Genomic DNA, 12,638 nt, shown 5'->3' with positions numbered 1-12,638 from the left:
GCGCCGGTGGGCGGCGGCCGGGCGGCACCGGCGAGGGCGGCACCGGCGGGGGCGGCGAGGGCGGCCCCCGCCCGACAGAGGGAGACACCGAAGAGCATGGCCACGAGGACCAGGACGCACGCGCCCGAGCCGCACGTCGCCGACAGCCACGACATGATCCGGGTGCACGGGGCGCGCGAGAACAACCTCAAGGACGTCAGCATCGAGATCCCGAAGCGGCGGCTGACGGTGTTCACCGGCGTCTCCGGCTCGGGCAAGAGCTCGCTGGTGTTCAACACGATCGCCGCCGAGTCGCAGCGGCTGATCAACGAGACCTACAGCGCCTTCGTGCAGGGGTTCATGCCGACGCTGGCCCGGCCCGAGGTCGACGTGCTGGACGGCCTGACCACCGTGATCACCGTGGACCAGCAGCGGATGGGTGCCGATCCGCGCTCCACCGTCGGCACCGCCACCGATGCCAACGCGATGCTGCGCATCCTGTTCAGCCGGCTCGGGCAGCCGCACATCGGTCCGCCCAGCGCGTACGCCTTCAACGTCCCCTCCGTCCGGGCGAGCGGGGCCATCACGGTCGAGCGCGGCAACAGCACCACGGTGAAGGCGACGTTCAACCGCACCGGCGGCATGTGTCCGCGCTGCGAGGGCCGGGGCACCGTCTCCGACATCGACCTCACCCAGCTCTACGACGACTCCAAGTCGCTCGCCGAGGGGGCGATCAGCGTGCCCGGCTACAGGGGCGGCGGCTGGAACCACCGGCTGTACGCCGAGTCGGGCCTGGTCCCCGCGGACAAGCCGATCCGCGCGTACACCAAGAAGGAGCTGCACGCCTTCCTGCACCACGAGCCGGTCCGGATGAAGATCGCGGGCATCAACATGACCTACGAGGGTCTGATCCCGCGGATCCAGAAGTCGATGCTGTCCAAGGACCGGGAGGGGATGCAGCCGCACATCCGGGAGTTCGTGGACCGCGCGGTCACCTTCACCACCTGCCCCGAGTGCGACGGCACCCGGCTCAGCGAGGGCGCCCGGTCGTCGAGGATCGGGAAGATCAGCATCGCCGACGCCTGCGGGATGCAGATCAGCGACCTGGCCGACTGGGTCCGCGGCCTGGCCGAGCCCTCGGTGGCGCCGCTGGTCACCGCGCTGCAGCAGACCCTCGACTCGTTCGTGGAGATCGGCCTCGGCTATCTCGCGCTCGACCGGCCCGCGGGCACCCTGTCGGGCGGCGAGGCGCAGCGCGTCAAGATGATCCGCCACCTCGGCTCGTCGCTCACCGACACCACCTACGTCTTCGACGAGCCCACCGCGGGCCTGCACCCGCACGACATCCAGCGGATGAACGAACTCCTGCTGCGGCTGCGGGACAAGGGCAACACGGTGCTCGTCGTGGAGCACAAGCCGGAGACGATCGCGATCGCCGACCACGTCGTCGACCTCGGCCCCGGCGCCGGTACGGGGGGCGGTACGGTCTGCTTCGAGGGCACCGTCGAGGGGCTGCGCAAGGGCGGCACCACCACCGGCCGGCACTTCGACGACCGGGCCTCGCTCAAGGCGGCGGTGCGCCGGCCCACCGGCGCGCTGGAGGTCCGCGGCGCGGCGGCGAACAATCTGCGCGACGTCGACGTCGACATCCCGCTCGGAGTGCTGGCCGTCGTGACCGGTGTCGCCGGCTCGGGCAAGAGCTCGCTGGTGCACGGGTCGGTGGTCAAGGGCCCGCTGGGAGCCGAGCAGGGCGTGGTCTCGGTCGACCAGAGCCCGATCCGCGGCTCGCGGCGGAGCAACCCCGCGACGTACACCGGGCTGCTGGACCCGATCCGCAAGGCGTTCGCGAAGGCCAACGGCGTGAAGCCGGCGCTGTTCAGTGCCAACTCGGAGGGCGCCTGCCCCACCTGCAACGGCGCCGGCGTCGTCTACACCGACCTGGCGATGATGGCCGGTGTTGCCACCACCTGCGAGGAGTGCGAGGGGAAGCGCTTCCAGGCGTCGGTGCTGGAGTACCGCCTCGGCGGCCGGGACATCAGCGAGGTGCTGGCGATGCCGGTCGCGGAGGCCGAGGAGTTCTTCGGCGCGGGCGAGGCCCGTACCCCGGCGGCGCACGCCGTCCTCACCCGGCTCGCCGACGTCGGGCTCGGCTACCTCAGCCTCGGCCAGCCGCTCACCACGCTCTCCGGTGGCGAGCGGCAGCGGCTCAAGCTGGCCACGCACATGGCGGACAAGGGCGGCATCTACGTCCTCGACGAGCCGACCAACGGCCTCCACCTCGCCGACGTCGAGCAGCTGCTCGGGCTGCTGGACCGGCTCGTGGACTCCGGCAAGTCGGTCATCGTGGTCGAGCACCACCAGGCGGTCATGGCGCACGCCGACTGGATCATCGATCTCGGGCCCGGCGCGGGCCACGAGGGCGGGCGGGTCGTCTTCGAGGGCACGCCGGGCGACCTGGTGGCCGCCCGCGCCACCCTCACCGGCGAGCACCTGGCGGCGTACGTCGGCGGCTGACCGGCCGCCCGCGGTCCGCCGCCACGGGCGAGGCCACCGACGGCCGGAAGGGCGAACGCCCCCGGCCGTCGGTGGCGTGTGGCACGCTTTTCGGGTGAGCAGCAGAACCGACCCGGCGCCGTACCTGCGCGATCTCGCGCGGCTGCGCCGCGTCCGCGACCGGATCGACCGGGAGTACGCGCAGCCGCTGGACGTCGAGGCGCTCGCCCGCGGCGCGCACATGTCGGCCGGGCATCTCAGCCGGGAGTTCCGGCAGGCCTACGGCGAGTCGCCGTACGGCTATCTCATGACGCGGCGGATCGAGCGCGCGATGGCCCTGCTGCGGCGGGGCGACCAGAGCGTCACGGACGTCTGCTTCGCCGTCGGCTACTCCTCACTGGGGACGTTCAGCACGCGCTTCACCGAGCTGGTCGGCATGCCGCCCAGCACCTACCGGCAGCTCGCCGCGGACGCGACGGCGGGGATCCCGGCGTGCGTGGCGAAACAGGTCACCAGACCGGTCAGGAATCGAGAAGCGCCGCCGGCTGCCCCCAACTAGCGTGGCAGTCATGGACCTCACCATTCACTGGACGTTCCTCCCGCACACCGACCCCGACGCCAGCCTCGCCTTCTACCGCGACGCGCTCGGCTTCGAAGTCCGCAACGACGTGGGCTACGACGCGATGCGCTGGATCACCCTCGGCCCGGCCGGCCAGCCCGGCACCGCCATCGTGCTGGAGCCCCCGGCCGCCGACCCGACCGTGACCGACGACGAGCGCCGCACCGTCACCGAGATGATGGCCAAGGGCAACTACGCCCACATCACCTTCGCGACCTCCGACCTCGACGCCGTCTTCGCCAAGATCGAGGCCACCGGCGCGGACGTCGTCCAGGAGCCCGCCGACCAGCCCTACGGTGTCCGTGACTGCGCCTTCCGCGACCCGGCCGGCAACCTGATCCGGATCAACCAGCTCGGCTGAGCCGCCCGGCGCCGTCACCGGCACGGTCGGCACACGCGGCCGGCGGCCCCCGCCACGTGCGGGGGCCGCCGGCCGCGGCCGTGGCGCCAGGGCTTGTCCGACAGGCCCTACGGGCGGTCGTTCAGCAGGGCGCAGACGAAGTTCTCCTCGACGTCCCGCAGCCGGGCCAGCAGGGCCGGCCGGGTGGACTGGCTGATCTGCTCGGAGACGGAGACGGTGACCGAGCCGCGGCCGTCGGGGGTGGCGGCCGCGAACTGGGTGTAGCCGGCGGTGTTGCCGGTGTGCCCGTACACCACGCCGCAGCGGGTGGTGTAGCGGAAGAGCGCCAGGCCGGCCGCGTTGGTGCCCGGTCCGGCGGGTTCGGAGGCGCCGGGCACGAAGGCCAGCTGCTGGCGGCGGGTCGGCGCGGTGACCAGGCGCCCCCGCCGTACGCGCCGATGAAGGTGGACAGGTCGGCCGGGGTGGAGACGATCCCGCCGGAGGCCCAGGCCCCGGAGGCACCGAACAGCGTGGAGACGTCCACCGGCGCGTCCGGCGGTGTGACGTCGTAGCCGTGCAGGTAGGGCTCGGGGAGCCGGTAGCCCTGCGGGAGGCCGGTGTCGCGCAGGCCGAGCGGCCGGTCGACCAGCCGGCCGAGCAGTTCCTCGTAGCGGCGGCCGGTGGCGGCCTCGGCCATCAGCGCGACGGCGATGTTGTCGGAGTTGGAGTACCGGTAGCTGCTGCCGGGGGTGAAGAGCAGGCCCTGGTCGGCGACGTAGTCGAGCAGGTGCCGGGAGTCGAAGACGTGGTGCGGGTCGGCCGTGATGACGGCGCGGAAGGCCGCGGAGTCGCTGTAGTCCGGCAGCCCGCTGGTGTGCTGGAGGAGCTGGCGGAGTGTCACGGCCGCCCAGGCCGCCGGGAGGTCGGGGAGGCGCTGCCCGAGGGTGTCGTCCAGGCCGAGGGCCCCGCGGTCGACCAGCCGGAGCGCGACGGCGCCGCTGAACGCCTTGGCGACGCTGGCGATCCGCATGTGGTCGTCGGCGCGCGGTGCGCCCGGCTCCCCCACCTCGGCGACACCGGAGCGGTAGACCTCCGAGCGGTCGCCGCGCCGGAGGATCGCGATGGCACCGGGCGGCCCGCCAGCGGCGCGCACCAGCTCGTCGAGCCGGTGCTGGAGCGAGGACGGGCTGTCGGGGCGGCCGCCCGCCTCGGCGTCGGCGGGGACGAGGGCGACCAGCGCCGCCGCCGCGAGCAGGGCGGTGGCGCACCGGCCCGGCCGGTGGAGGCGTCGGGGTGGGAGCGGGCGAGCGGACACGGTACGGACCTCCAGGTGGGGAGAGGCCGACCCGGAGGGCTCGGCCTGCCGGCCGCCTAGACATGACCGTACGTCAGCGGGCGCAAACCGGCGGGGCGGCCGGGTGCCCCGATGGACGGAGCGGATCCCTCCGTCCGGCCGACGGCGCCCGCCGAGGACCACGCGGACGACGAGGGCCGACAGCCGGCACCCCGACCGACCCGGCCACTCGTCGCGCCCCGTCGGGGCCTGCCACCCGGCCCGGTACGACGCCTCCGCGGCAGGCGTCACGACACGGCGGCCGCGCTCTCCCGGGCGGGCTCCTGGAGGGCCGGCCGGTCCGGACCGCCGGCCGGGGCGGCGGCACGCAGCGCCGCCTCGACCCGGCGGTTGCTGGTCATGGACGCCGTGACGGCCGTCATCGCCAGGAGGAGGGCGCCGGCGGCCCAGAGCGGGGTGCGGATGTCGTACCTGGTGGCCAGCCAGCCACCGAGGAACGCCCCGACGGGGGCGGCGCACATGGCCAGCATGCGGGAGGTGGAGGCGACCCGGCCCATCAGGTGGGCCGGGACGATCGCCTGCCGGAGGGAGGGGGCGAGCACCATCGTGGCTCCCATGCCGGCCCCGCAGACGGCCAGTGCCAACCCCGCCGCGTACGGGTTCGGGGCCGCGGCCAGGCCCAGGACGGCAAGCCCTTCGACGGCGGCCGTACAGGTCAGCGCGGTGCCGGTGCCGATTCGTCGGCCGAGCTGGGAGGCGATGCCCGCACCGAGCAGGCCACCGGTGGCCTCCGCGGTGAGGAGCAGGCCGAAGCCGTAGGTGTCGATGCCGAGGCGGTCGTGCGCGAAGAGGGCGAGCACGGTCTCCACGGCGAGGAAGGCGATGTTCCCGACCGCCGGGCGGAGCGCGAGCCCGAGCAGCACCCGGTCCCCGAAGACGTACGAGGCCCCGGCCCGCGCCTGCCGCAGCAGTGATTCGCGGACCTCGGGCACGGGGCGCGGCATGGCGGGCAGCGTACGGACGAGCAGCGCGGAGAGCAGGAACGACACCGCGTCGGCGACCAGCGGAACCGCCCGCCCGAGCGCGAGCAGCGCACTGCCCGCGGGCGGCCCCGCGAAGCCGGACATGGCGGTCTGGGCGCCGCGCAGGCGGGAGTTGGCTCGCTCCAGGAGTGCGGGGTCGCGGCGGAGCAGATCCGGCAGGTAGGCCGTGGCAGCCGTGTCGAAGAAGAGCGAGCCGAGGCCGAGCAGGAACGCGACGGCCGCGAGCAGCGGAATGGTCAGCACGTCGAGCGCGGCCGCCGCCGCGGGTATCGCGAGCAGCACCGCACGCGCCGCGTCCGCGACCCACATGGTGCGGCGGCGGTCCCAGCGGTCCACCAGCGCACCGCCGAGCACCCCGAGGAGCAGCCACGGCAGCGTTCCGGCGGCCGTGACGACGGCGAGCGCCATCGGATCCCGCGTGAGCGTCAGCGCGAGCAGCGGCAGCGCGGCCTGCGTGACCCCGTCGCCGAGCGAGGAGACCGTCTGCGCGGTCCACAGCCGTCCGAATCCGGTCGGCAACTTCCGAGTTTCTGCGTTCACTTGGAGCCCTCCTCGCTCTGCGCGCGCACTGCCGGGTGGAACAGGGCGAAGACGAGCGAGGTGTCCGGCACTGACGGATCGGACAGCGCCCGGTACTCGTCCGCCAGTGCCTGCAGCCGCGCCCCCAGCTGTGCGAACTGCTCGTCGGTGAGCCGCAGGTGCGCCATCCGCACGTGCCGCTCGCCGTCCGCCGGCGACGCCTCCAGGTCCGCCACCGCATGGCGCATCAGCACATCCGGCCCTCCTTCGCCCGGATCCGGCAGTTCGATCGACCGCGCGGCCATGGCGTAGTACCGCTCGGTGACGCCCCGGACCTTCCGCGTCCGTACCACCTTCACCAGACCGGCCCGCTCCAGCAGCCGTACGTGGTAGCTGGAGCTCCCCTTCGCCAGGCCCACCCGGTCGGCGATCTGAGTGATCGTCGCAGGCTCGAAGCGGAGCACGGCCATGATCCGGTGACGGGTGAGGTTGGAGACGGCGCGCAACTGCTCGTCCGTGGTGACGTGAAAGGTCTCGGGGAGATCGTCGGTGGGCATGTGAGCAATGGTCAACGATTCTTGACCATTGCGCAAGGGGATTCGCTCGAACCTCCGGAACCCGCCGTCCGGCGCGTGGGGTCACGGGACATGACGACCGCTCAGGAGCCGGCGCGGGACGCGGTCGCGCCCGCCGCCGAACCGCCGGCGAGCACCGAGGACGGCACCCGGCTACGCCCGGGTGCCGTGCCCCGACGTCGGTCACGACGTCGGTCACGGTGCAGCAGGGATGGGCTGACACCCGCGGGTCGCGGGCGTCAGGAAGGCCGGCAGCCCGCCCGTCAGCGGGGGCGGCCGCGGTGACCGCGGGTCAGTCCGGCAGCCGGGCGTAGCGCAGGGCGAGGCCGTCCAGGAGGGCTTCGAGCCCGGTCTCGAAGGCGCCCTCGTCGACGGCGCGGCGGTGCTCGGCGAGGCGGTGGGCGTCGGCGAGGTGGGGGTAGTCGGCGGCGTACACCCCGGCGTCCTCGGGGAATCCGGCAGCGAACGAGCCGAGGGCGGATCCGGTGATGAAGTACCGCATCAGGGCGCCGATCCGGGTGGCCTGGCCACGCGGCCAGCCGGCGTCGACGAGGCAGCCGAAGACGGCGTCGGCCAGCCGCAGGGCGTTGGGGCGGCGGCCGGGACCCTGGGCGAGCACGGGCACGACGTTGGGGTGGGCGGCGAGGGCGGCGCGGTAGGAGCGGGCCCAGGCGGCCAGGGCGGCCCGCCAGTCCTCCGGCGCGTCGAACATGCCGAGGTCGACCTCGCCCATCACGCTGTCCACGACGGCATCGAGGAGGTCGTCCTTGGTGGCGAAGTGGTTGTAGAGCGACGGCCCGCTGACCGACAGCTCGGTGGCGAGCCGGCGGGTGGACAGTGCGGCGAGCCCTTCGGCGTCGACGAGGGCGAGCGCCGCGGCGACGATCCGCTCGCGGCTGAGCAGCGGGGTGCGCGGGCGGGGCACGGTCGTCGTCGCCTCCTTCGGCCGGGTGGGGTGAGCGACATTCTTGCAGGTGGGTCTTCCGCGGCGGCGGCGGCCGGGTTAGAGTCACAGAAAACTTGCAGCGCTAGTTTACGAGGTGCCCGCCGCCATGAACCTTGAGCTGTCCGACGAGCAGGCCGCCGTCCGCGACCTCGCCGCCGACTTCACCGACCGCGAGATCGTCCCGTTCGCCGCCGCGTGGGACCGCGCCGAGTCGGTGGACCGGTCGGTGATCGCGAAGCTCGGCGCGGTCGGCTTCCTCGGGCTGACGATCCCGGAGGAGTACGGCGGCAGCGGCGGCGACCACCTCGCCTACTGCCTGGTGCTGGAGGAGCTCGGCCGCGGCGACTCCGCGGTGCGCGGCATCGTCTCGGTCTCGCTCGGCCTGGTCGCCAAGTCGGTCAACGCGTACGGCACCGAGGAGCAGAAGCGCCGGTGGCTGCCCGGCCTCACCTCCGGCGAGGCGCTCGGCTGCTTCGCGCTGACCGAGCCCGGCACCGGGTCGGACGCCGCCAACCTGACGACGAAGGCCGTCCGGGACGGCGACGGCTGGCTGATCACCGGCAGCAAGATGTTCATCACCAACGGCACCTGGGCCGACGTCGCTCTGGTCTTCGCCCGGACGGGCGAGCCCGGCCACCGCGGCATCACCGCCTTCCTGGTGGAGACCGCCCTGCCCGGCTTCGAGCGCCGCACCGTGCACGGCAAGCTCGGGCTGCGCGGCCAGGCCACCGCGGAGCTGGTGTTCGACGGGGTGCGGGTGCCCGACAGCGCCAGGCTCGGCGCCGAGGGCAAGGGCTTCACCGTCGCGATGGCCGCCCTCGCCAAGGGCCGGATGTCGGTGGCCGCCGGCTGCGTCGGCATCGCCCGGGCCTGCCTGGAGGCAGCCGTGAAGTACGCCGGCGAGCGCGAGCAGTTCGGCACCCCGATCGCCTCCCGCCAGCTCGTCCAGGAGCTGCTCTCCGACATCGCGGTCGACGTCGACGCGGCCCGGCTGCTCACCTGGCGGGTCGCCGACCACATCGAGCGCGGCCTCCCCTTCGCCACCGAGTCCTCCGTCGCCAAGCTCTACGCGAGCGAGGCGGCCGTCCGGGCGGCCAACAACGCACTGCAGGTCTTCGGCGGCTACGGGTTCATCGACGAGTACCCGGTCGGCAAGTACCTGCGCGACGCCCGGGTGATGACCCTGTACGAAGGCACCAGCCAGATCCACAAGCTGCTGATCGGGCGATCCCTGACCGGCATCAACGCGTTCTGACCACCCGCCAGGACCAACCCCCAGACAAGGAGCCCGACGACGTGCGTCCCGTCTACTTCGCCGCCGCCCGCCGCACCCCGATCGGACGGCTGCGCGGCGCGCTGTCCACCGTACGGTCCGACGACCTGTCGGCCGCCGTCCTCACCGGCCTGCTGGCCGACGTACCGCAGCTCGACCCCGCCCTGATCGACGACGTCTATTGGGGTGCCGCCAACCAGGCGGGCGAGGACAACCGCAACCTCGCCCGGATGGCCGTGCTGCTCGCCGGGCTGCCCGACTCCGTCCCCGGCGCCACCGTGAACCGGCTCTGCGCCTCCGGCATGGAGGCCGTCACCACCGCCGCCCGGGCGATCGGCTCCGGCGAGGCCGAGGTCGTGATCGCCGGCGGTTGCGAGTCGATGAGCCGGGCGCCGTTCGTGCTGCCCCGCCCCGACGAGGCGCTGCCGCACCGGATGGAGACCTTCGACACCCGGCTCGGCTGGCGGCTGACCAACCCGCGGATGAAGGAGCTGCACGGCGTCCTGTCGATGGGCGAGACCGCGGAGGAGGTCGCCGCCCGGTACGGCATCACCCGTGAGCAGCAGGACGCCTTCGCCCTGCGCAGCCACCAGCGGGCGGCCGCCGCCCGCAAGGACGGGCAGTTCGACGCCGAACTGCTGCCGATCGTCCGCCCCGACGGCGTCACGGTCGGCGCCGACGAGTCGATCCGCGAGGACACCACGCTCGCCAAGCTGGCCGGCCTCAAGCCGGTCTTCCGGGCCGGCGGCACCGTCACCGCGGGCAACGCCTCGCCGATGAACGACGGCGCGGCCGGCCTGCTGCTGGTCAGCGAGGACGCGCTGCGCACCCTCGGCGTGCAGCCGCTCGGCCGGTACGTGGCCGGCGCCTCCGCGGGCGTCCACCCGGACGTCATGGGCATCGGCCCGGTGCCGGCCGTCCGCAAGGTGCTCGGCCGCACCGGCTGGGCGCTCGGCGACGTCGAGGAGGCCGAGTTCAACGAGGCCTTCGCGGCCCAGGCGCTGGCCTGCGTCGGCGAACTGGGCGTCGACCCGGAGCTGGTCAACCCCTCCGGCGGCGCCATCGCCCTCGGCCACCCCCTGGGCGGCTCCGGCGCCCGGATCCTCACCACCCTGCTGCACCGGATGCGCCGCACCGGCGCCCGGCGGGGCCTGGCCACCATGTGCGTCGGCGTCGGACAGGGCACCGCCGTACTCGTCGAGAACAACTGAGGAGCAGTCAGATGACGCGATTCGCAGGCAAGGTCGCCGTGGTGACCGGCGCCGCCCAGGGCATCGGCGCGGCCACCGCCGCCCGCCTCGCCGAGGAGGGCGCGGCCGTCGCGGTGATCGACCTCACCGCCGAGCGGGCGCAGGCCACCGTCGACGCGATCACCGCCAAGGGCGGCACGGCCCGCGCCTACGGCTGCGACGTGGCCGACCACGACGCGGTCGAGACGGTCTTCGCCCAGGTCGTCGCCGACCTCGGCGCGCTGCACATCCTGGTCAACAACGCCGGCATCACCCGGGACAACCTGTTCTTCAAGATGCCGAAGAGCGACTGGGACGCGGTGCTGACGGTCAACCTCACCAGCGCCTTCAACTGCAGCCACGTGGCGCAGGCGTACATGGTGAAGCAGAAGTACGGCAAGATCGTCTCGCTCTCCTCCCGCTCCGCCCTCGGCAACCGGGGCCAGGCCAACTACGCCGCCGCCAAGGCCGGCATCCAGGGTCTCACCGCCACCCTGGCGATCGAGCTCGGCCCGTACAACGTCAACGTGAACGCCGTCGCCCCCGGCTACATCGCCACCCCGATGACCGCGGCCACGGCCGAGCGGGTGGGGGCCAGCGCCGAGGACCACCAGGCACTGGCGGCCGAGCGCACCCCGCTGCGCCGGGTCGGGCTGCCGGAGGAGATCGCCGCCGTGGTCGCCTTCCTGGCCAGCGAGGACGCCTCCTACGTGAGCGGCCAGACGCTGTACGTGAACGGCGGCGCCCGCTGAGCTTTGCCCGATCCGGAGACGGTCTTTACCCGATCCGGTGGCCCGCTGGGATCATGCCAACGGCTCCCAGCTGACTATGGAACACAGCGCCTCATGCCGATGGGATATGGGGGCCGACCATACGGTCGGCCCCTTCCCTCAAGGAGTTCCATGGGCAAGCACCCCGCCACCGCGGGCTCCCGCTCGACCACCCGTGCGCTCGCCGTCCTCGCCGTCGGGGCCACCGCCCTGACCGGCGGCTCGGCCACCGCCGGTGCGGCCGCCGTCGCCGCCCCGGCGGGCGGATCCGCCGTGCACGTCCGGCCGGCGTCCAGCGGCCACATCACCGCCGCCGGCCGGGTGGCGCCGATATCGACCACCGAGTGCGTGTCGCAGATCGGCATCCACTGCTACTCGCCTCTGCAGTACCGCGCCGCGTACAACCTGAACCCGCTCTACAAGCAGGGCGTCACCGGCAAGGGCCGCACGATCGTCATCGTCGACTCCTTCGGCTCCCCGACCATCCAGCACGACCTGGAGGTCTTCGACCAGCAGTGGGGCATCAAGGACACCAAGGTCGACGTGGTCAAGTGGGGCAACGTGCCGGTGTTCGACCCGACCAACCCGGATCACACCGGGTGGGCCGGCGAGACCACGCTGGACGTGGAGTACGCCCACGCGATCGCCCCCGACGCGCACATCGTCCTGGTCGAGACCGGGGTCGCCGAGACCGAGGGCGTCACCGGCCTGCCGGAGATGATGGACGCCGAGAAGGCGATGATCAAGTCCGGCCGCGCGGATGTCATCTCGCAGAGCTTCGGCGCCACCGAGAACACCTTCCCCGGCTTCGACAAGGGCGACTTCAAGTCCATCGAGAAGCTCCGGTACGCGTTCAAGGCCGCCGCCGAGCGCGACGTCACGGTGCTCGCCGCCTCCGGCGACAACGGCGCCACCGACGCCATGGAGAACGGCTCCGACCTGTACCCGTACAAGGTCAACTCCTGGCCGTCCTCCGACCCGCTGGTCACCTCCGTCGGCGGCACCGAGCTGACGCTGGACGACAGCGGCAACCGCACCGCCCCGGACAAGGTCTGGCACGACGACTACGGCGCGGCCGGCGGCGGCGTCTCCGGCGTCTTCGACCGCCCGTGGTACCAGGCCGGCGTCGCCAAGGTCACCGGCAACCACCGCGGCACCCCGGACATCTCGATGAGCGCCGCGGTCGACGGCGCCGCGTGGACGTACGAGTCGTACGACCCGACCCGGGTGGGCTGGCACCTCACCGGCGGCACCAGCGAGGCCACCCCGATCTTCTCGGGTGTCGTCGCGCTCGCCGACCAGCTCGCCGGGCACCGCCTCGGCCAGCTGAACTGGCGGATGTACGGCCTGGCCAACCTGCCCGCCAAGTGGAGCGGCATCACCGACGTCACCACGGGCGACAACTCGTGGAACAACGTCACCGGCTACAACGCCGTGAAGGGCTACGACCTGTCCTCCGGCCTCGGCACCATCGACGCCGCGCGCTTCGTGCACGCGATCGCCGGGCGCTGACCTCAGGACGCCGACCCGCCGCGGGCCCCGGCGCGTCCCCACCGGG

General features: G+C 73.3%; 11 protein-coding genes. 7 read left to right on the top strand and 4 right to left on the bottom strand.

The features are described from left to right. Positions 1-96 precede the first annotated feature (96 nt). From ABEB13_RS31750 to ABEB13_RS31740, 3 genes are all read left to right on the top strand, one after another. A complete protein-coding gene (locus ABEB13_RS31750) occupies positions 97-2,493 on the top strand; it encodes an ATP-binding cassette domain-containing protein (RefSeq protein ID WP_345708230.1) in 2,397 nt (798 codons plus the stop codon). Between the two features lie 94 nt (positions 2,494-2,587). After that, positions 2,588-3,031, top strand: a complete 444-nt coding sequence (locus tag ABEB13_RS31745) for a helix-turn-helix transcriptional regulator (protein ID WP_345708229.1) — start codon at positions 2,588-2,590, stop codon at positions 3,029-3,031. Positions 3,032-3,041: 10 nt separating this feature from the next. Continuing rightward, positions 3,042-3,452, top strand: coding sequence for a VOC family protein (locus ABEB13_RS31740; RefSeq protein WP_345708228.1), 411 nt, complete (start codon positions 3,042-3,044; stop codon positions 3,450-3,452). A gap of 121 nt (positions 3,453-3,573) precedes the next feature. Here the strand turns inward: ABEB13_RS31740 and ABEB13_RS31735 are convergent, their stop codons facing one another. From ABEB13_RS31735 to ABEB13_RS31720, 4 genes are all read right to left on the bottom strand, one after another. Beyond that, complete coding sequence (locus ABEB13_RS31735; protein WP_345708227.1) at positions 3,574-4,746, bottom strand: serine hydrolase domain-containing protein; 1,173 nt, start codon at positions 4,744-4,746, stop codon at positions 3,574-3,576. Between the two features lie 266 nt (positions 4,747-5,012). After that, positions 5,013-6,287, bottom strand: coding sequence for an MFS transporter (locus ABEB13_RS31730; RefSeq protein WP_345708226.1), 1,275 nt, complete (start codon positions 6,285-6,287; stop codon positions 5,013-5,015). Positions 6,288-6,304: 17 nt separating this feature from the next. Continuing rightward, positions 6,305-6,844, bottom strand: a complete 540-nt coding sequence (locus ABEB13_RS31725) for an ArsR/SmtB family transcription factor (protein ID WP_345708225.1) — start codon at positions 6,842-6,844, stop codon at positions 6,305-6,307. A gap of 310 nt (positions 6,845-7,154) precedes the next feature. Next, positions 7,155-7,787 (bottom strand): TetR/AcrR family transcriptional regulator, encoded by a 633-nt coding sequence (locus ABEB13_RS31720; RefSeq protein WP_345708224.1) that lies wholly within the window; start codon positions 7,785-7,787, stop codon positions 7,155-7,157. A gap of 127 nt (positions 7,788-7,914) precedes the next feature. On the opposite strand from ABEB13_RS31720, the gene ABEB13_RS31715 reads away from it, so the two are divergent. The 4 genes from ABEB13_RS31715 to ABEB13_RS31700 all read left to right on the top strand — a co-directional run bounded on the left by ABEB13_RS31715 (position 7,915) and on the right by ABEB13_RS31700 (position 12,592). After that, entirely contained in the window at positions 7,915-9,063 is a 1,149-nt protein-coding gene (locus ABEB13_RS31715) for an acyl-CoA dehydrogenase family protein (RefSeq protein WP_345708223.1), read from the top strand. Positions 9,064-9,104: 41 nt separating this feature from the next. Next, positions 9,105-10,292 carry a thiolase family protein gene (locus ABEB13_RS31710; RefSeq protein WP_345708222.1) on the top strand — a complete coding sequence of 396 codons (1,188 nt, stop codon included), beginning with the start codon at positions 9,105-9,107 and terminating at the stop codon, positions 10,290-10,292. Between the two features lie 11 nt (positions 10,293-10,303). Beyond that, positions 10,304-11,062 carry a 3-oxoacyl-ACP reductase FabG gene (fabG, locus tag ABEB13_RS31705; protein WP_100887647.1) on the top strand — a complete coding sequence of 253 codons (759 nt, stop codon included), beginning with the start codon at positions 10,304-10,306 and terminating at the stop codon, positions 11,060-11,062. Between the two features lie 150 nt (positions 11,063-11,212). Further along, positions 11,213-12,592, top strand: a complete 1,380-nt coding sequence (locus tag ABEB13_RS31700) for a S53 family peptidase (protein ID WP_345708221.1) — start codon at positions 11,213-11,215, stop codon at positions 12,590-12,592. Positions 12,593-12,638: the final 46 nt, after the last annotated feature.

This window comes from Kitasatospora paranensis (assembly GCF_039544005.1).
Lineage (GTDB): Bacteria > Actinomycetota > Actinomycetes > Streptomycetales > Streptomycetaceae > Kitasatospora > Kitasatospora paranensis.
The sequence above is the reverse complement of the archived record's forward strand: the minus strand, read 5'-3'. Positions and strand labels throughout refer to the sequence as shown.

Excerpts from the sequence above, each read along its gene's own strand:
- ABEB13_RS31750 (WP_345708230.1), top strand. The coding sequence starts at position 97 with ATGGCCACGAGGACCAGGACGCACGCGCCCGAGCCGCACGTCGCCGAC.
- ABEB13_RS31740 (WP_345708228.1), top strand. The coding sequence starts at position 3,042 with ATGGACCTCACCATTCACTGGACGTTCCTCCCGCACACCGACCCCGAC.
- ABEB13_RS31725 (WP_345708225.1), bottom strand. The coding sequence starts at position 6,844 with ATGCCCACCGACGATCTCCCCGAGACCTTTCACGTCACCACGGACGAG.
- ABEB13_RS31715 (WP_345708223.1), top strand. The coding sequence starts at position 7,915 with ATGAACCTTGAGCTGTCCGACGAGCAGGCCGCCGTCCGCGACCTCGCC.
- fabG (WP_100887647.1), top strand. The coding sequence starts at position 10,304 with ATGACGCGATTCGCAGGCAAGGTCGCCGTGGTGACCGGCGCCGCCCAG.
- ABEB13_RS31700 (WP_345708221.1), top strand. The coding sequence starts at position 11,213 with ATGGGCAAGCACCCCGCCACCGCGGGCTCCCGCTCGACCACCCGTGCG.